This is a genomic window from Psychromicrobium ferritrahens, assembly GCF_043789415.1.
Taxonomy (GTDB): Bacteria; Actinomycetota; Actinomycetes; order Actinomycetales; family Micrococcaceae; genus Renibacterium.
Genome location: NZ_JBDLLW010000002.1, coordinates 158,596 through 176,779 on the forward strand (window position 1 = coordinate 158,596; position 18,184 = coordinate 176,779).

Consider the following 18,184-nt stretch of genomic DNA (forward strand, 5'->3'; position numbering starts at 1 on the left):
CTCAGGGCTGGGTTTGCGCTGCCGTGCTCCGCAGTTCGCGGGCGGCTCGGTACATTTCGTTGCGCTCCCGAAACAGCTGGTCCTGCGGAGCCTTGAATGGTCCAGTCCGGCTCAGCTCGGGTTCCGCTTGGGGAGCTGTCACTTTCGCGGACAAGCTGACGGTGCCTAAAACCCGTTGAGATCCCGTGACCCAGTTCTGCGTGACATCGATGGTTTCGCCGAGGCCAGGTTCTCTGGAGATCAGACTGAGTCGAACCGGCAATTGAGCGAGCAACCGCTCGTGCAGATAGTCATCGGAGAGCTCTTCTCTCGGGAAATCCTGGCTGAAGAAACCGGTGACCGATTCGTCAGTCGGTTTCAATTCCAGTCTATGCAGGCTTTCCACCCCGTTGATGACCGCGTGATAGGCATGAACGCTGTAGTAGTTCCTGCTCATAAAACTCTCTGGAAGTCTGTGGTCTCCGAAGGACATCGCCTCAACGCTTTCCGGATGGAGCGCCTGAAATCCGGCAATCGACTCCTGCCGGGCCTCTTCACTCTGCCCGGATGAGGTGGCGGCTAAGAAGTCAAGCATGTCTGAGGCCGTCCGCACAAAGAACACCGGAATACTGAACAGCCCTAAAACCATTTCTGAGGCTGTTCCTTCGTTGCCGATCCGGATCAGCACCCCTTGATCTCCGGAGAGCGAATCGTGACCGGCTGAGCCTCCCAAAGTGCCCGAGAACCGGGCCAAGACCGGGGCGTTTTCAGGCAAGCCCACCAGAAGGCCCGTTTCACTGGCACTGAAGGTTCCCGCTATCCAGCTTCCTTTGGCATGGAGGATCCGGTCCTGCTGCGGGTCCGTCCGCAGACTTCCCGCTGCCCGCTCCAGATAGTGTCGCCAATTCTTGATCGTTTTCATCACTGTGGCTTTCGTTCGTAACTTGAGCAGCGTGCCCACTCAGGACAGGAAAAATCGCGGCGAACCCTGCGGATCGACCCGCTCAGAGTTGTTCCGCGATCTTCTCAGCCACCATGATCACCGTGGGATTCGTTGCAGCCTGGGTGACTGAGGGGAAAATCGAGGCGTCGATCACCCGCAGTCCCTGAATTCCGTGGACCGCGCCACTATTGTCGACCACGGCGAAGGGATCGCTCGCCGGACCCATCGGAGCACTCGAGGTCGGGTGATGATACGTGTCGAGGGTCTCGAACACCGTCTCAATCACTTCAGCATCGCTGTGACCGGGGCCTGGGGAGATCTCCGCTGAAATCATCCGGGAAAGCGGCTCGCCAGCGCCGATCCGCTGGGCCAGCCGGATTCCTTCTAGGAGCCGACGTCGGTCCTCTTCCTCGGCCAGCCAGTTGAGGTCGATCAGGGGTGCGACGGCGGGATCCGTGGAAACTAATGTGACGGTGCCGCTGGATTTGGGCCGGACCAGCGCTACCGCGATCACAAAAGCCGCCCCGGTCGGGCTCAGCTTCGGGTCGATCAAATGAGTGGCGGTCAGATGCAGATCGAGCTCGCCCGGAGCGGCTTGAGAACTCTTCACCCAGGCTTTGGCCCCGATCACCGGGACCTGGGCACCCAGCGATTCGGGCACCGCGGCAAAGGCGGTGTAGAAGATCGGGTGATCATAGACTCGTCGGCCGACCGGAAGATCAGCGAGCACCTCAAGGCCCAGCGCAGAGAGTTCGTTCGCCGGCCCGATGCCGGAGCGCATCAGGATGGCGGCGGTGCCATAGCTGCCGGCCGAAAGTATCACCTGATCGGCAAAGAATTCACGGCCGTCAGCAAGCCGGACTCCAGTGGCAACGGTCCCGTCAAAGAGCACGCGGTCCACCAGGGCATCGCCGAGAATGCTCAGATTCCCACGAGACCTCACCTCATCGGTGAGATAGGCCATCGCGGTGTTGACCCGAACCCCTTCAGCGATGTTCATCGGGTACGGTGCAACGCCCTGCGGATCTCCCCCGTTGAAATCCTCGGTCACTCGAATTCCTTCGGCCATCGCGGAGTCGATGAAGGCCCGCTGCATCGCTGAGATCTCTTCCCGGGAAAGCTGGTTTACCGGCATCGGCCCGGTCGCTCCGTGCCACTCTGATTCACCGAGATTACTGGTTTCGAGTTTCTTGTAAAACAGCAGCACCTCCGCCCAGGACCAACCGGTCAGCCCGGATTCCGCCCATCGCTCAAAGTCAGACGGAAGCGCCCGCACCATCACCGAGCCGTTGACCGCTGAACTCCCACCGAGGCTTTTGCCGCGGAATAGCGACACAGGATGTCCGACTCGACCGGGAACGCTCTGGAAGCCCCAATCGCTTCCGGTATCAGCACCGAGCAGGTTCGAATCCAGAATGCGCGGCGGGAATTCCTGAGCGGAATAGGCCGGACCCGCCTCAATCAGCAGCACTTCCCGCCGGGCTCGGGCGCTGAGCCGATTCGCGAGAACAGCCCCCGCCGAGCCACCCCCGATAATCAGAACTTTCTGCGGTTTCTTGATGGTATCCATAGGCGTGTTCCCTCTCAGATTCCTTCTCGGACCTGCGATGACCTGCCGCGAACAGCGGTCAAACCAAAATTTTGCTGGTGCTGGCAGCGTATGTTTCCGAAGAAGGTCGCGCATCGGTCGTGCAATCGGTCATGAGACCTAAAGTGACAACCTTTCGAAACCTGGTCTTAGGATGGATGGCATGCCCCTTGAGCTATTCGGTCGTGCTAAAGAGCTTGAAATCGTCAGAGAATTACTCTTCAAAGCACGAACCGGCCAAGGATCGGCTCTGGTTATTTCAGGTGATCCGGGAATCGGAAAAACCGCCCTGGTCACCGCTGCGCTGGAGACCGAGGACGAATCAATCGTTCTGAGATGCACCGGCTCTCGCGCCGAATCTCTTCTGGCGTATTCCGGCATCCATCAGTTCCTCTGGCCCTCACTGGACCGTCTGGATGCCCTCGAAGAGGTCCAGGCCCAAGCCGTTCGTTCCGCTCTCGGTCAGGCAACGGGCCGCCCAGACCGTTTTCTGGTGGGGGCTGGCGTCCTGAGCTTGATCAGCACGATAGCGAAAGAGCAGCCGGTGGTGCTGATTGTCGAAGACGCTCATCTGCTCGACGCCGATAGCCTGGATTGCCTGAGTTTCGTCGCCCGCAGACTCGAATGGGAACCCGCAGTGCTGTTGTTCACCAGCACCAATCCGCTCTCCCCCTGCATCTGTGAGCTACCCGCACTGGAGCTGCAGGCGCTCGCTGAAGACTCCGCCGATGAATTGCTGTTATCGGCCCGAAGTGAGCTGACTGATGATCAGCGTGAAATCCTGCTCGGCGTCGCTGAGGGGAACCCGCTCGGACTGCTCACCCTGATTCCGAGCCAGGATCTGGACCCTCATCAATTCACCATGGGAACTCGGCTTCAGCAGTCCTTCGCCGCTCAACTCGAACCTCTGGGCGAGCGCACCCAGGAGCAGCTTCTCGTCGTCGCCGCCCAGGAAGGCGCCAAGGTCGGTGAAATCATGCGGGTGCTGACCGCACTGGGGCAGCCATCGTGGGCACTCGACCCGGCTTTCGAACTGGGCATCATCGAATCCAGGAATGCCTGCATCTACTTCCGCCAGAAACTCGTCCAGCAACTCGTTTATGAACAGGGCCCCTTGGAAGAGAAACGGCTGATCCATCGCGCCTGGGCTGAGATCTGGTCCACCGACTACGATCTGGACCGCCGCGCCTGGCAGCTCGCCGCCGCCACTTTGGGCCAAGACGACGAGATCGCGGCTCTGCTCGACGCCACCGGGGAACGAGCGCGACAACGCGGCGGCTTCCACTCAGCAGCCCGTGCACTGCTGACCGCTTCACGATTGAGCAGCAAAAAGGAGGACGTCGGAGGCTTCCTGGCCCGAGCGGCCCGCTATGAGTGGGACGCCGGCTACCGTTCGACCGCTTCCCGGCTGCTGCAAGAAGCGGAAGCTTTTATCGGGTCGAAGAGCAGCCTCTTCAGCGGCGGCCTGGCCGGGCTGATGGAATTCGCCGACGGCGAGAGCTTACGCGCAGCAGCGCTCTTTGAACGCGATGCTCAGCTCGATCCGCAGGGCACGATGGGACAGATCTTGTCGGTGCTCGCGGTACGCGCGCAATGGAGCGCAGCGCTCACTGACCCGAGTACTAGTCATCAGGGAAGCTCCGAGGCGGGGTCAGTGAGCGGCCAGGCAGAAGGCTCCGAGCACCCCACCGTGGAGTCTCGCAGTGATGAGGTCCTTCGAGCGTGGCGCACCGGAAGCCCGCTTCCGGAAGTGAATCACAACTCAAGCTGCGCTATGCTGCCGACCAGCAGCTCCTGGATGCTGCCGCCCGCACCCTACGCGGCAGCCTGGGGACAAACTGAATCGACGGCGGAACGCTACCGGCAGGCGATCGTCCAGGAGCGCCAATACGGCAATACCGTGGAACTCGCCTTCGTGCTGTGCCAAATGGCCACCACCAACATTTTGACCGGTCGCTGGGCTGAAGCGGCAGCCTGTGCTTCAGAGGCTTCCGAAATAGCCGATATTGCTCATCTGGAGAGCGTCTCGGCGCAGTCTCATAACAGCCTGGCCTGGCTGGCAGCGCTTCGCGGGGACGCCGTTACCACCAGAAAGCTCACCGAGACCTCACTGAACATCGCCGCTCGCGCCGGCTCGATAGCACTGGCAGCGGCCGCCCACTGGCACCGCGGAACGGCCTTGCTGATCACCGGTCAACCCCACGCGGCCCTTGAGGCGCTCTCCCGCATCCGCAGTATCTCCGCTACGGAGACCTCCAGTGTCTTCGCGGCGCTAGCAGCTCCCGACGCCGCCGAGGCAGCTCTGCTCTCCAGGCAGTACGAAGAGGCTGAGGTGCAGATCGAATTGCTGCGCCAATGGGTGCTGCGCAGCGATGCTGCCTGGGCGCAAGCCGCTTATCTCAGGTATGTCGCAATGCATTCCGATGATGCGGGTTCAGAACAGCTCTTCCGGGAGGCCCTCGAGCTGTTCAGCGGTTCTGAAATCAGTTTCGAGCAGGCCCGCACCGAGTTGCTCTTCGCCGAGTGGCTGCGCAAGAAACGCCGCCGTCTGGAGTCGCGACCTTATTTCTCGCACGCCCGAGAGGTCTTCACCAGCCTCGGAGTGGACCCGATGATCGAGCGCGCCGAATCAGGTCTTGAGCTGGCCAGCAATATCTCGCGACCGAAACAGCAGAAGACTTTCGACGAGCTGACCGTTCAGGAACTCCGGGTGGCCAGACTCGCCGCATCTGGCTACACCAATCGCGATATCGGCACCCAGCTGTTCATCAGCCCGCGGACTGTAGGGCATCATCTCTCCTCGGTTTTCAGTAAACTCGGGTTGAGTTCCCGTGCCGAGTTGAGCGATCTTCAACTGACTGATTAGCGGCGTCCCCCTGTTCTCCCGCCATGTGCGGGTCTCATCCCATGGCTCGATGTGAGCTGAATCACATTCACCCCCTCGATCTCTACCGGGCTCCGCCACAGGCTCAGCGCATACCGGAGAAATACCCGAGTAGCCGATTCGATGACCGATGCACGCCCTTCCCGAGCAGTGTTGGCTGAACATACAACGACGATTCGGTTGAGCAGAACCGCGCCAGGATGGAGAAGATCATGAGTCCGCACGCCAGAAACTACATCGCCGGAGTATGGGTCGACAGCGACGCCAAAGGGCAATCCACCTCCCCGGCGACGGGCGAAGTCCTGGGTACTTTCGCCGATGCCGGGGCCACCGAAACCGATGCCGCGATTGAAGCAGCCAGCGAGGCATTCCGCAATACGGAGTGGAGCCGTGACCGGCATCTGCGCTGTCGGGCACTCTTTGAAATGGCTGATCGTATGGAAGCACGTCGCGATGAACTCATCCTGATGCTCTCTCGGGAGAACGGGAAGATCCTGAGCGAGGCAGCTTTCGAGATCGATATGACGATTCCCAAGCTGCGTTATTACGGCGCCTTGGCGCTCACCTCCTCGGGCAGGGCAGCAGAGGTCAAAGCCAACCTGTATTCGACGACACTCACCGAGGCCGCTGGGGTGGCTGGGGTTATCGCGCCGTGGAATTCACCGGTGGTGCTCTCGGTACGGTCATTCGCCCCGGCGCTAGCGGCGGGCTGCACCGTCGTGATGAAGCTGCCGGCACAAATCGCGCAAGTCAACGGTTTGCTGTATGAAATCGTGGCGGAGACCACGTCCTTGCCCGCCGGTGTGATGAATATGTTCACCGAGTCCGGGAACGTTGGCGCACCGATGATCATCGCGGATCCCCGCGTCGAAGTGATCAGCTACACCGGCAGCACGAAGGTGGGTCGGATCATCATGCAGCAAGCAGCCACCCACCTGAAAGCAGCGTCGCTTGAGCTGGGTGGGAAAACCCCGATGATCGTCTTCAACGACGCGGATCTGGACCAGGCTGTGCCGGTTCTGGTCAAGGCAATCACCACCTTCTCCGGTCAGTTCTGCATGACCGGCAGCCGGATTCTGGTTCAGGACGGAATTGCCGGCGCTCTGCGGACCCGGCTGGTGGAGGCGCTGGAAGCGGTGAAAATCGGTCCGGGGGACGATCCTTCGAGCGATATGGGTCCGGTGATCGATCGAGCCAACGCAGAGCGCATCGACCGGGCCATTGAAGACGCTTCCCGCTATGCCACCCCGTTGCGCCGCGGCGGCATTCCGAAGGACCCTGCGCTTCAGCGGGGCGCCTATATTCTGCCTAGCCTGCTTGAGGTGGAAGACACCTCGAGTGATCTTGTGCAGCGTGAGATCTTCGGCCCGGTGGCGACTTTCGAGGTCTTCGGTACCGAAGAAGAAGCGATTGAACGGGCCAATGCCACCGAGTATGGCTTGGCGGCAGGTATCTGGACCCGAGATGTCGATCTGCCGAGGCGGGTGGGGCGCGAGATCAAGGCTGGCACCATCTGGACCAACACCTGGGCTGTCATCCATGACGAGTTCGAAGAGGGCGGGTTCAAGCAATCCGGTGTGGGTCGGCTCAACGGAGTACGCGCGCTCGAGGAATTCCAGGAGATCAAGCACTATGTGCATCCGGTAGGGCCTGCGACGTCCGCTACCTCATAACAACACCGACTAATACCAACTCCACAGAGCGGAGGCTCCATGGACAACAAGATCGCACTCGAAGAACACGTTTCCACACCGCTGAACAACTCCTCCTGGGATTCGACCGGCGAGGCGAGCAGGAACGGCGTCGAGTATATGAAGGACGTCGAACAGCGCCTGCTCGATGTGGAAGATCGGATCCGGGCGATGGACGAGGCCGGCATCAGGCTCAGCTTGTTATCGTTGACCTCTCCAGGGATACAGTCGATCCTCGATCCGGCTCAGGCTATCGATGCGGCCCGGGAGAACAATGAGTTCTTGGCTACCCGATATGCGGGGAGCCATCCCGATCGGCTGAAGTGGTTCGCCGCGCTGCCCCTGCAAGACCCTGAAGCTGCGGCCGAAGAGCTCAGACGCTCGGTCGCAGCGGGAGCTCTGGGCGCGCTGATCAACGGCTATACGGATCTGCCGGGAGGCGAAGCACGCTACCTGGACGAGCCGGAGAATCAGCCGTTCTGGGAAGCCGTTTCCGACGTCGGCGTCCCGGTGTACCTGCACCCACGAGAGCCGCTGGCCTCCCAGCAGTACATCTACCGCGGATATGAATCGTTGGTGGGTTCCGCCTGGGGCTTCGCTCACGAAACAGCGACCCATGCCATCAGGTTGATGCTCAGCGGTCTTTTCGATCAGCACCCCGGCGTCCAGATCATCCTGGGCCATCTCGGTGAAGGGCTGCCTTTGATGCTGCCCCGGCTGGAGCACCGACTGCATAAACAGCACGCCGGAGTTGGCTTGGGTGCTGCGCAGCGCTCCCCCAGCGAATACTTTCGGCAGAACTTCTACATCACCACGAGCGGCCATTTCCACACCAAAGGGCTGCACAACACCCTCAGCGAACTGGGAACCGATCGGGTTCTTTTCTCGGTGGACTACCCCTACGAAGACATGCAAGAAGCTGCTGAGTGGTTCGACCAGGCCCTGTTGGCAGAGGCTGATCGAGAAAAGATCGGACGGCTCAACAGCGAAAAGCTCTTTGCCCTGGATTAGACAACTGCCGGGTCTCTGCTTCGAAGAAGAGACCCGGGATGAACATTGATACTCAAATTAAGGTGAAAAAACATGACCACAGCAATCATCGGAACGGGAAACATCGGCAGCAGCATCGCGCGTGGCCTGGTTGCGGGCGGCGAGAAGGTTCTGCTGGCCAGCGCGAATCAGTCCTCTGCCGAGGAACTGGCTTCGAGACTGGGCGGAAAGGCCACCACGGTCTCCGTTGAAGACGCCTTCGACCGAGCCGACACCATCATTCTTGCGGTCTGGTTCGATGTCTCGAAGGAGCTGCTCACGAAGTATCGTGAGCAGCTCCACGGCAAGCTCATCATCGACCCTTCTAATGCCATTGCTTTAGACGACGGCGACGGCTTCATCAAGACCATCGGTGACACCGAATCCGCCGGACAGATCCTGCAATCCTTCCTGCCCGCCGATGCCTCGCTCGTCAAAGCTTTCGGAACCCTCGCGGCTCCTACGCTTGCCGCGGCAACGACGAAGCACGAGCAAAAGATCGTCGGGTTCTATGCTGCGGACGACGAACCCTCCAGTGAAAAGGCAGAGCAGCTACTCATGGCAGCTGGCTTGGATCCGATCAGAGTCGGTGGCATCGATCAGTCGAGCAGAATCGAGGTCTTCGGTGATCTGCACGAGTTCGGCGCGCTGGGCAAGACGGTCAACCGGCAGGAAGCCCTAGCCGCGATCTAGGCTGCTCCGGCTGCGAACGCCACGGAAAAACCTCATCCACTTGAATAACCCGAAAACAGAACTGAAAGGCAACATCATGAAGAAAACTGCAATCGTCCTCTTAGGATTGGTTTCCCTCGGCGCGGCAACGCTGATCTCTCCGGCTGCCGCCTCCGCGAATCCAGCTCCTCCGAGTGGTTATACGAACGAAGATTTCAGAACCCTCTTCCCGCAAGAGTCCGAGTGCAAAGCATACGGAAGCTCCCATTCCTTCACCAAGTGGATCTGTGTGCTGGAAGTAAGGGACGGTCAGAAGGAGGCCTGGGCACTCTACGGAAAGCTGAAATAAAGCGTCGCACCCAACAGCGCAATAAGCAGTTATTCCTTCACTGAAAACTTCACGACGAACTCTGATGAAACGAGAAGATCATGGAAATCAACCGGAGATCCTTTATAACAGCATCAGGAACGGCAATCGCAATAACCGCTACAGGCGTCACTTCCGTGATGAATCCGACCATAGCTTCAGCGGCAGGACCTTTACAGATAAATTTTTCCGCAATACCTACTACTGCGTCCAATAAGGGAGTGGAAAATCTCTCGATTGGAGAGAACAAATTTCTCAACCAGGCCAACGGATCCTCGGTCTCCCTGGCCCCGGGGCTACCAGATCTGCAGGACCAGTTCGCGCAGCTCGGCATCGCTGACCTTCGGGCCCACGATTGGTTTGGGGTTGCTGATATTGACAGCTGGTACAACCCAAATGATCAACCCCCTAACCAAATAACCAATAACGCACCAGACGAAAAGAAGGAAGAGCTGAAGAAATTTGCACAAGAATTCTTTAATAAAAGAGTAATTGTGCTCAATGCAGCTAGGTATCTTGAAGGTAAAGACTCAAATCCCAGATTCAACTGGGAGCCAACGGATAGATATCTAAGAGATACATTAAATAATCCTTACTATAAAAACTCCTCGAAACAAGCTCCGAATATTCTTTTCCGAATCGGAAGATTGTTGGACGGAGGACGTGCTATTCCAAAAAATATCGACAAGTACGTCGAGCTAGTCCAGGCGGTGGTTCGGCGCTATTCCGTCGACTGGAAGACCTCCGGCGCTAAACTACCTGCCCCTATTACCGAGTACGAAATATGGAATGAGCCAGACCTAGGACTTTTCTGGTCTGTCCCCGGGAAAAATGACATCGAAAGAACTGCACAAAGCTATTATGAATTCTATTCGGCCGTCGCAAAAGGAATCAAAAATATTGCACCAAATGTCCACGTCGGTGGGTGCGGTGCAGCAAACGCTTTCGGGAACAATAGCTATGTAGACAGTTTCTTAAAAGAACTTAATAGTAAAAAAATTCCTCTGGACTTTTTTAGCTATCATTTTTATGCCGACAGCACGGCAGACCCAAGGAGCATCAAGGACGTCCAAGGTTACGTCAGAAAAGCCCTGGATAACAACGGCTTCAAAAACGCGAAAACCTATGTTAGCGAATGGAACCTCACCGCTTACGGCAGCGCAGAGAACAATGTCAAAAATCAAAGTCTTTACAATTCAGCATTTATTATAGGTTTTCTGATTTGCGCTGAACAGGCCGGAGTTGATAAGGCCTATTATTACAGAGCCGATGGTGCAGAGTTTGGGCTATTCGGAGACGATTCAGAAGTTTCGCCCGGAAAAAAGAGATTTGCGACTTACGCTGCCCAGGCGTTCTGGTTGTACAACTCTTTCGTTCTGCAACGCAAGAAATCAATTGTCTTAAAAACTGATACCACAAAAACAGGCATCATCACCACCGCGGCCATCAACGAAAAAGGCGATGTAATTTCAATTCTCATCACCAACTTCGAGCCGAATACCAATCTTGTTGGAGATAAAAACAAAGATAAACTTCCACCCGGAACTACTAAAACCCCACAGCATTATATTGATAGCAATACCCCCGCCAATAGCTTACCCAGCATATATTATGGTGGAGTTGATGGAAGTGGATTGAAAGCCGATAACTACTACGGATCAGACGTTCCTCCGGGCCCTTATGCACAAACCGGCGAACTAACTTCTAGTAAACTGGATTTTTCATCTTCTGGAAAAGGGTACAACGTAATAGTTGATTCGATCCCCTCGGGATACTCTAAGAGTACGGTAATAGCGAAAAACATCAAATCGGGTGGTCAATTAAATTCGCTTGACGGCGAGGAAGTAGTAGTCCATAAAGCTATTCCCATCGGAAAAGACAGAACCATAAATTTTTTTGATGATAAATTTTCCAGTCCCTATAGCGTATTAATAACTATACAGCTCTTAAAATAGGCGTTATATGTATTTATTTTTATAATTATTAATATCTTTACTAAATATCTCGAATAGCCTCCATTTATCTGATTCATAAAAATCGATTGAGGGTTGAACCCCCTGGGAAGGTCAAATAGATTAGCTCATTGAGAGTTTCTAACCCATAATTCAATCAATACCCTAATAATACCCCCTTGAAATGAGGACATCATGAAACCGAATATCGTTCTAGTCCATGGCGCCTGGGCCGATGGCTCCATGTGGTCAGAAGTCATCCGTAAGCTGCAAGCCGAAGATTATTACGTGACCGCCGTGCAGAATCCACTGACCTCACTAGCCGATGATGTGGCGACGACCCGGCGCACCATCGAGGCACAGAACGGACCAACAGTCCTGGTAGGCCATTCCTATGGCGGGATGGTTATCACCAATGCCGCCGTCCAGAACGATCAAGTGGCTGCCCTGGTATACATCACAGCAATGGCTCCGGATCTGGGTGAGAGCCCTAGATTCTTACTGAACAGTTTCGGATCCACGGCCGGAGATCAGGCTCCTGATAAAAACGGGTTCCTGATCCTGCCCAGAGACAGCTTTGCCGCCGGGTTCGTCCCGGGATATGATCCGGCTGCCGCCGCGGTCTTCGCCGCAACGCAGAAACCCACCGCGGTACAGTGCCTCACGGATAAGTCCGGAGAGCCGGCTTGGAAGTCCACACCAGTCTGGTATCAAATTGCCGAGAAAGACACGCTGATCCCACCGGCTGGGCAAAAGATGATGGCCGAACGAATGAACGCCACCATTTCCTCGGTCGATGCCCCGCATGGCTCGCTGATCATGAAACCCGCAGAAGTCACCGAGGTCATCATTGAAGCCGCTAATTCAGTCTCCGGATAGCTGTCTCTTAGGACTCCGCCAGCAGGCGGAGTCCAGGGCCCTAACGAGAGAGACCCCGTTATTATTATTTGAAACGTCTAGAAAATATTGGAGTTATCTTCAATGAAATCTTTGCGAAGATTAGTGTTATTTTTTGTTTCTGTATTTATGATAGGTGTTTGTTTTGTTTTTACTTCTCCTGCTCAAGCGATAAGTGGTGGTGATCTGGCGGTGCGGGGGCAGATACCGTCTTTTGTTGGCCTCTTCCAACTTGAAAGCCAAGGTGGTTATTCGTGTGGTGGCGTGTTAGTTGCTCCGGATAGGGTGCTCACTGCTGCGCACTGCATTGATGAGCTGGGGGAAGATATTGATCTGAATTATGTTGCTGTGGGAGATGGCAGTATTCCTGAACTGAAATCTTGGGCGAAACAACATCCTTACGGTGTTACGGGTGTTGTTCAATTACCTGATTACAAGCTTTTTGATGACATTTACGGGACTGTTCGAGGCGATATGGCAGTTCTTCGGTTAGAACGCCCGGTAGAGGGTGCTGCTGTAGCGCAGATCAGTGATACTCCGATAAAAGTAGGCGGGATTTATCAAGGATTCGGACACGGGGCAACAACCAACGACTCATCTGAACTCAGTGACCCTCTCAAGACGGTGAAGCTTCGCAATATCGATTCGACTAGTTGTTCGGCGAAAATCTCGCAAAATGTGCCGGGAGGGGTTGCTGAGGGGACGGAGTGTTTCGAACCGGAACGAGTTGGGAGTGAAGATTCGGTCTGTTCTGGTGATTCTGGAAGCCCGTTAGTTGATGCGAAAGGCCACGTCGTCGCGGTGACTTCTTGGGCTACTAATACTATGAAGAAGACTTATTGTGCCGACCGATCAAACCCCGTTCAGGCGTTTCAAGATGTGGTGCGGTATAAGCAGATGATTTTAGACCCGCATCTTTTTGACCTGATCCCGGCCACGGTGAACTCGCGGATTCCGGTCACCACCGTTACCGCAGATCAGTCGTTATCAACACCGTTAGAATGCAGGTTAGCTAACGGTGAGGTCCCCGAAAACTGGAAAATTGGGATTACCGGAGGATCCCCTGAACTCGTCTACTCAGCATTTTTCGGGAATAAAAAAGATAACCCCGACGGAAAAATCTCCATCCCCGCGAACAGGAAAGCTCTCTTGCTGCCAGCGACGTGGGCCAGATGCGATATACCTCAGATCCAAGTCCCCGGGGCCCCTACAGGATACAAAACCATGTCATCTACCGGTAACGACAAAAACCTCTAACCGGACGTATCAAGGGATTGTCGAGAGGTTTAGTTGACAGTTGAGCTAAGCGGAGAATCGTGAGTTGCAGCGGGCAAACCAGATTCTGCTCGCGGCATCGAGTTTCTTCGCGCGGCAGCTCGACCCGCGACTGCCGTGGTAGCGGCTTTCATTGATACCTATCCTCACCTATATGGGATCGAGCCGATCTGCCGGGTGCTCAAAGAGCATGGATGCAACATCGCGTTGTCCACTAGATGCACAGAATTCACACACCGAACCGAACCCTCAACGACTGGAAAATCATGAAAAAAACAAGAATAGCTCTGGTCTTCCTGGTATCACTCTTGCTTGTTGCAAGCACGACATCCGAAGCCCTCGCGCTATCTGACCCCAAATACCCCGTGGTCAGCTCAGATGCGGCGGTCTCCAAAGCGCCCCCAGAAAATCCACAAAAATTTCTCTTCCGAGGAGACAGCAGTGCTCCTAGTTCGACGTTTTCAACTGGTTTTATCCCTCAAGGCACTAATCCAGACCTGCTAGCGCACCTCAGCTTCCGAGGAGGAAGCGGCTACGTCTCCACGAGTGTGAGCGAAACCGCTGCGACCAGCTACGTCTACGGAAGATCGGATGCGCAGGCCCAGACCGGTTACCTGTATGTCATTGCGCCGGTCAATTTGAACGGTCACTTTATCCCTGACATCTTTCCCAATGATGGCGCGGTGAGATATAACCAGGAGTTCGCCGTCGGCACGTCCATCCCGGGGAATCTCATCGTCGGCGCTTATACGTTCACCAGGGGAAACTCTCAGCCCACCGCCTGGACACCTAATCCTCAGTACACTCAAGCTCAAGCACATCCCTTCAACCAGACAACACCGAGCGGCGGCATCTGTTCAGCGATTGTCCAAGGAGTGAAGTCCCTGTGTTCACTGAATTGCCGCAGTCCACGGTCTCTCGATTCGCAGACGGTACCGCAGTTCGACGGCGTCTGCTCCGGGGTCGATAAACAGGCGCCAGCAAAGAACCTGCCTCCAACGCTGGAGGCCATCAGCAAACTGGATCAAAAGGATGTCAAGCTGCTCGCCTGGGGAGGAGGCTCCGCTTCTACCTGGGGTGGGCAGGTCTGCCTGTATGCGCCGGTTGACACTACGGAAGTTGGCGCCTGGGCCACCAAATGTTCCAGGGAGAAGTATCACGGATATTCTGATATCTGGAAACTGAACATCAAATCCACCTCAGCGCAGAGCATCAAATTCACTCTTCGCCAGGACTCCCAATGCTTAAACAATATGCCGGGGAGCAAAATCACCCTGAACTCCTGCAATGCGGACTCAGCGGTCTTGGAGATTGCAGCCAACGGGCAGCTGAAGCTCTCTGACGGAAATCATCTGGTTCTCACCGCGAATACGCTTTATTGGGCGGTGATGTACGGTTATGTGTTCGCTCAAGGAGGATCAGTTGATAACAACGATTGGGCGGTTTGGTCGATTCAGGCCTGGTAGCATCATCCGCGTTTTAACAAAAATATCGGATAAGAAATAACCGCTGATTCTAACTGGATTCATTGATCCTGCTCGATGGGCTGCTCTTGCCCGTCAAAAGCAGCCCATCTACGATTTTTCAAAAGAGGAATCTAGTCTCAGTAGCTAAAAATTAAAGACATGATGCCGCTCGCCAGAAGATCAGGAGGGCGGCATCATGTCGCTCAAATCGAACGCATAATTTCTCTTCACTTTGCCGAGCAAAATAAGCGTCTCTGTGAATTTAGTATGTAGAGATAATACTTACTTTTTAGTTCTTTAAATCTGTTAGTTTCGAAGCATGGATATTTCACGTCGTTCATTGTTCATTTTCGGCTCGGTTTCACTTCTAAGCTTTTCTGGCTTGTTTTCCACTCAGCTCGCCCACGCTTCAAACACCAAAAAATCCACCTCGGCTAGTGATATTGAACTTGGATGTCCGCTGGGAAAGGGATAGGAGACTCTGATGACTAAAATCACCTGGGTTCCTTCGCCGTCCTTTTCAGAGGGCAGAGAAGATCGTTCGGGCACGGTGAACACCGTCGATTTCATCGTGATCCACTACATCGTCGGCACGCTGGCCGCGGCTGACCAGGTTTTCAGCCAAGAGGAGAGTCAGGTCAGCGCACACTACGGGATCGGCGAAGGACAGATCCATCAGTATGTGCGCGAACAAGATACCGCTTGGCATGCGGGGAACTTCACTATGAACACGAAGAGCATCGGCATTGAGCACTCCGCTGACACCGACCGTGCACCGGATGAATCGACCTATAAGAACTCGATTGAACTCTGCGTCTCGCTCTGTGAAAAATATCGCTTAGACCCTCGAACGGCGATCATCCCGCATAGCCAGGTCGTCGCCACCTTGTGTCCGGGGACCGTCGACATCAATCGGATCATCGAAGGTACCGCACAAGGAGTGCACTCCCAGCGCCCCACCAAAACCTAAAGCCCAGTTCAAAGCTTAAAGCAGAGCCCCCGCACGTCTGTCACGCAAAACTCCTCCCCAGCTGTGCGCCGAAGGCCGTGCAGCGAAGTGCCATCGGACACTCAGAGAATTTACGGCAGATTGGCACCCGCAGCTTGACGCGTCTCATGCTAAGCACGCAGCACACTCATCCTGGTGACCGATTTCCTTCGGATTAGCAACAGAGATTCTTATCAATTCATAAATGGGACATAAGTTTTGCTGTCTTTTCCATTAAGATTTCATCAAAGGATACTTCGGAAGGACATCGCTATGACCCAGACCCTGAACCCCGTCACCGTGGCAGCAGGCGCAGTAGAACTCGCAACGATCGCTGAGGGTCAAGCTTGGCAGGATCTGAAAGCGGCTGCCACTGAGATTCAGGGCCTGCAGATCAAAGATGGTTCCGTTCCCGAGGCGACTGATCGTCCGCGTGCCGCGGAACTGGTCGAGGTGATCACGGCGTCCATCAAGGAACTCGCCCCGCACTTCCCGCACGACGACGAGTATCTTTCCTTACTCGTCAAGGACTTCGAGCGCTGGGCCGCTGAAGGCTTCGGTGCTCCTGATTTTCTGGACTCGCTCCTGGCCTTCCAGCCGCAGGAACATCGCATCGATGGCCTGGGGCACCTCGTGGTCTTCCCGATGTATACCCAGAACGGCTCCACCAACCGTTTCGTCGAGGCTGTCCTGGTCCAGGTGATCTGGCCCGAGTTCATTTCCGAGCTCGAAGCTGGCGACTACTCGAACGCTCTCTTCGTGCCGATCAGCTTCGTGGATTTCACCCCTGGTTATGACACCAATTCAGCGGTGCTCTTCCCAGAGAGCGTCGGCGTCCGGGAGACACCGAGCTTCACCTGGGGCGCCATCTTCCAGGATCGCGAGGCCGCCCGTTTCCGCCGGGTGCTGCGCGCTGCCGCGGAGATCACCTCACTCGAATTGCCGGCGGACGCTGCGGAACTGCTCGACGATCAGCAACTCACCCAAGAAGCTTTTGTGATGTGGGATCTGATCCACGATCGCACCCACATGCGCGGCGATCTGCCCTTCGACCCTTTCATGATCAAGCAGCGGATGCCGTTCTTCCTCTACTCCCTCGAAGAACTGCGTTGCGATCTGACCGCCTTCAGCGAATCGGTGAAGATCGAGAAGGATCCGGAGGCCTCCGAGGAAGCCCGCAAATACGCCAAGCTCGTGCAGTACGCAGTGATCTTCGACCGGATCTTCCGCTTCGCCATCACCGGCAGCCGGGTGCGCAACTACGACGGTCTCGGCGGCCAGTTGCTCTTCGCCTGGATGCACCAGCACCACGTACTGCACTGGACCGACACCAAACTGACCATCGACTGGGACGAAGTGGCCGACGTCGTCGTCGCCCTGGGCGAGCAGATCCATGACCTCTACTGGCGCTCCATCGACCGGCCCAAGACCGCTCACTGGCTGGCAGCCTATGAGCTGGTCTCCAATACCGTGACCCCGAACCCTGCCTCGGTCTGGGCTAAGGGGCCAGAGGCACTGCCTTTGAACGAACCGCCGCGGGCGCTCACCGATCAGGTGCTCGACGACGAGTTCCCGCTCTCCATGTTCTACGAGGCGCTGGAGAAGAAGATGCGCCCGGTGATCGACTCCACCACCGGCATCACCGGTAAAGATGCTTTGAATGGTACAACTGAAGCATGAAAAATATTCTGATCACCGGGGCCTCCTCAGCCACAGGCATTGCCGTCGCTAAAACGTTTGTTGACGCCGGGGATCGCGTGCTGATCGTCGGTTCGTCGGCCGAACGCATCGAAGCAGCCGCCGCAGCCAGTGGCGCAATATCTCGGGTCGCCGATTTGAGCAATCCCGAAGAGGTCGCAGAAGTGCACGAGTGGATCGGCGGTCCGCTGGATGGCCTGGTCCACTTGGTCGGGGGCTGGCGTGGCGGTGGCTCGATTCCGGAGCAGCAGGATGCCGATTGGGGTTTCCTCTCCAATGCGGTGATTCAGACCCTGCGGGTGACCAGCCGAGAGTTCTTCACTGAATTGGCCGAGAACGCGGGCCGACTCACCATCGTCTCCTCAACCGCGGTCGCCGCGCCGACCGCGTCGAACGCTAACTACGTAGCCGCTAAAGCGGCAGCCGAGGCTTGGACGCTCGCGGTGGCCGAGGGCTTTGCGAAGCACGCGGGAGACTCCGATTCGGCGGCCGCCTTCGTGTTCCGAGTCAATTCACTGCTCACCGACGACATGAAGACCGCGCAGCCGGAACGCACGTTCCCGGGTTACACGCACGTCGATGACTTGGCGAGTCGGATCCTGGAAGCTTTCCGCCAGCCCGGGACTGGCCTCAACGGGACTATTCTCGACCTCACCACGAGCTGAGGCCACGCACTGGATTTTGGCCTGAAATATCTGGCCTCGACCCAGCGGCTTCGCGATAGTGTATTCACTGAACCAGATACCAAGCCGGGC

At 56.2% G+C, this 18,184-nt stretch carries 14 protein-coding genes and 1 pseudogene; 13 read left to right on the forward strand and 2 right to left on the reverse strand.

Going from position 1 to position 18,184, the window contains the following annotated elements; genetic code table 11:
• Nucleotide 1: 1 nt before the first annotated feature.
• Nucleotides 2-901, reverse strand: a complete 900-nt coding sequence (locus tag ABDK06_RS10470; RefSeq protein WP_394940968.1) for a catalase — start codon at nt 899-901, stop codon at nt 2-4.
• Nucleotides 902-983: 82 nt separating this feature from the next.
• Nucleotides 984-2,492: a GMC family oxidoreductase gene (locus ABDK06_RS10475; protein ID WP_394940969.1), complete on the reverse strand. Its 1,509-nt coding sequence runs from the start codon at nt 2,490-2,492 to the stop codon at nt 984-986.
• Nucleotides 2,493-2,673: 181 nt separating this feature from the next.
• On the opposite strand from ABDK06_RS10475, the gene ABDK06_RS10480 reads away from it, so the two are divergent.
• From ABDK06_RS10480 to ABDK06_RS10540, 13 genes and pseudogenes are all read left to right on the forward strand, one after another.
• Nucleotides 2,674-5,376, forward strand: coding sequence for a helix-turn-helix transcriptional regulator (locus ABDK06_RS10480; RefSeq protein ID WP_394940970.1), 2,703 nt, complete (start codon nt 2,674-2,676; stop codon nt 5,374-5,376).
• A 230-nt stretch (nt 5,377-5,606) separates the two neighbouring features.
• On the forward strand, nt 5,607-7,067 hold the full coding sequence (locus tag ABDK06_RS10485) for an aldehyde dehydrogenase family protein (RefSeq protein WP_394940971.1): 1,461 nt from the start codon (nt 5,607-5,609) through the stop codon (nt 7,065-7,067).
• A gap of 39 nt (nt 7,068-7,106) precedes the next feature.
• Complete coding sequence (locus tag ABDK06_RS10490; protein ID WP_394940972.1) at nt 7,107-8,096, forward strand: amidohydrolase family protein; 990 nt, start codon at nt 7,107-7,109, stop codon at nt 8,094-8,096.
• 72 nt (nt 8,097-8,168) lie between these two features.
• A complete protein-coding gene (locus ABDK06_RS10495) occupies nt 8,169-8,807 on the forward strand; it encodes an NADPH-dependent F420 reductase (protein ID WP_394940973.1) in 639 nt (212 codons plus the stop codon).
• 40 nt (nt 8,808-8,847) lie between these two features.
• Nucleotides 8,848-9,135 (forward strand): hypothetical protein, encoded by a 288-nt coding sequence (locus ABDK06_RS10500; RefSeq protein ID WP_394940974.1) that lies wholly within the window; start codon nt 8,848-8,850, stop codon nt 9,133-9,135.
• A gap of 80 nt (nt 9,136-9,215) precedes the next feature.
• Nucleotides 9,216-11,108: a GH39 family glycosyl hydrolase gene (locus ABDK06_RS10505; RefSeq protein ID WP_394940975.1), complete on the forward strand. Its 1,893-nt coding sequence runs from the start codon at nt 9,216-9,218 to the stop codon at nt 11,106-11,108.
• A gap of 192 nt (nt 11,109-11,300) precedes the next feature.
• Nucleotides 11,301-11,984, forward strand: coding sequence for an alpha/beta fold hydrolase (locus ABDK06_RS10510; protein WP_394940976.1), 684 nt, complete (start codon nt 11,301-11,303; stop codon nt 11,982-11,984).
• A gap of 102 nt (nt 11,985-12,086) precedes the next feature.
• Nucleotides 12,087-13,259 (forward strand): S1 family peptidase, encoded by a 1,173-nt coding sequence (locus ABDK06_RS10515; protein ID WP_394940977.1) that lies wholly within the window; start codon nt 12,087-12,089, stop codon nt 13,257-13,259.
• Between the two features lie 52 nt (nt 13,260-13,311).
• Nucleotides 13,312-13,463, forward strand: a pseudogene (locus tag ABDK06_RS10520) (IS3 family transposase); the annotation flags it as partial.
• Between the two features lie 80 nt (nt 13,464-13,543).
• The gene (locus ABDK06_RS10525) at nt 13,544-14,743 is read left to right on the forward strand and encodes a scabin-related ADP-ribosyltransferase (RefSeq protein WP_394940978.1); all 1,200 of its coding nucleotides are present in this window, start codon (nt 13,544-13,546) and stop codon (nt 14,741-14,743) included.
• Between the two features lie 484 nt (nt 14,744-15,227).
• Nucleotides 15,228-15,713 carry a peptidoglycan recognition protein family protein gene (locus ABDK06_RS10530; RefSeq protein WP_394940979.1) on the forward strand — a complete coding sequence of 162 codons (486 nt, stop codon included), beginning with the start codon at nt 15,228-15,230 and terminating at the stop codon, nt 15,711-15,713.
• A 291-nt stretch (nt 15,714-16,004) separates the two neighbouring features.
• Nucleotides 16,005-17,411, forward strand: coding sequence for a DUF6421 family protein (locus ABDK06_RS10535; RefSeq protein WP_394940980.1), 1,407 nt, complete (start codon nt 16,005-16,007; stop codon nt 17,409-17,411).
• The gene (locus tag ABDK06_RS10540; RefSeq protein WP_394940981.1) at nt 17,408-18,094 is read left to right on the forward strand and encodes an SDR family NAD(P)-dependent oxidoreductase; all 687 of its coding nucleotides are present in this window, start codon (nt 17,408-17,410) and stop codon (nt 18,092-18,094) included. The genes ABDK06_RS10535 and ABDK06_RS10540 overlap by 4 nt, the downstream gene beginning before the upstream one ends.
• Nucleotides 18,095-18,184: the final 90 nt, after the last annotated feature.

What these genes read in the sequence shown, in the direction of transcription:
- ABDK06_RS10480 (WP_394940970.1), top strand. Translation starts at nt 2,674, where the DNA reads ATGCCCCTTGAGCTATTCGGTCGTGCTAAAGAGCTTGAAATCGTCAGA.
- ABDK06_RS10495 (WP_394940973.1), top strand. Translation starts at nt 8,169, where the DNA reads ATGACCACAGCAATCATCGGAACGGGAAACATCGGCAGCAGCATCGCG.
- ABDK06_RS10510 (WP_394940976.1), top strand. Translation starts at nt 11,301, where the DNA reads ATGAAACCGAATATCGTTCTAGTCCATGGCGCCTGGGCCGATGGCTCC.
- ABDK06_RS10515 (WP_394940977.1), top strand. Translation starts at nt 12,087, where the DNA reads ATGAAATCTTTGCGAAGATTAGTGTTATTTTTTGTTTCTGTATTTATG.
- ABDK06_RS10475 (WP_394940969.1), bottom strand. Translation starts at nt 2,492, where the DNA reads ATGGATACCATCAAGAAACCGCAGAAAGTTCTGATTATCGGGGGTGGC.
- ABDK06_RS10470 (WP_394940968.1), bottom strand. Translation starts at nt 901, where the DNA reads ATGAAAACGATCAAGAATTGGCGACACTATCTGGAGCGGGCAGCGGGA.
- ABDK06_RS10505 (WP_394940975.1), top strand. Translation starts at nt 9,216, where the DNA reads ATGGAAATCAACCGGAGATCCTTTATAACAGCATCAGGAACGGCAATC.
- ABDK06_RS10490 (WP_394940972.1), top strand. Translation starts at nt 7,107, where the DNA reads ATGGACAACAAGATCGCACTCGAAGAACACGTTTCCACACCGCTGAAC.
- ABDK06_RS10535 (WP_394940980.1), top strand. Translation starts at nt 16,005, where the DNA reads ATGACCCAGACCCTGAACCCCGTCACCGTGGCAGCAGGCGCAGTAGAA.
- ABDK06_RS10485 (WP_394940971.1), top strand. Translation starts at nt 5,607, where the DNA reads ATGAGTCCGCACGCCAGAAACTACATCGCCGGAGTATGGGTCGACAGC.
- ABDK06_RS10540 (WP_394940981.1), top strand. Translation starts at nt 17,408, where the DNA reads ATGAAAAATATTCTGATCACCGGGGCCTCCTCAGCCACAGGCATTGCC.
- ABDK06_RS10525 (WP_394940978.1), top strand. Translation starts at nt 13,544, where the DNA reads ATGAAAAAAACAAGAATAGCTCTGGTCTTCCTGGTATCACTCTTGCTT.
- ABDK06_RS10530 (WP_394940979.1), top strand. Translation starts at nt 15,228, where the DNA reads ATGACTAAAATCACCTGGGTTCCTTCGCCGTCCTTTTCAGAGGGCAGA.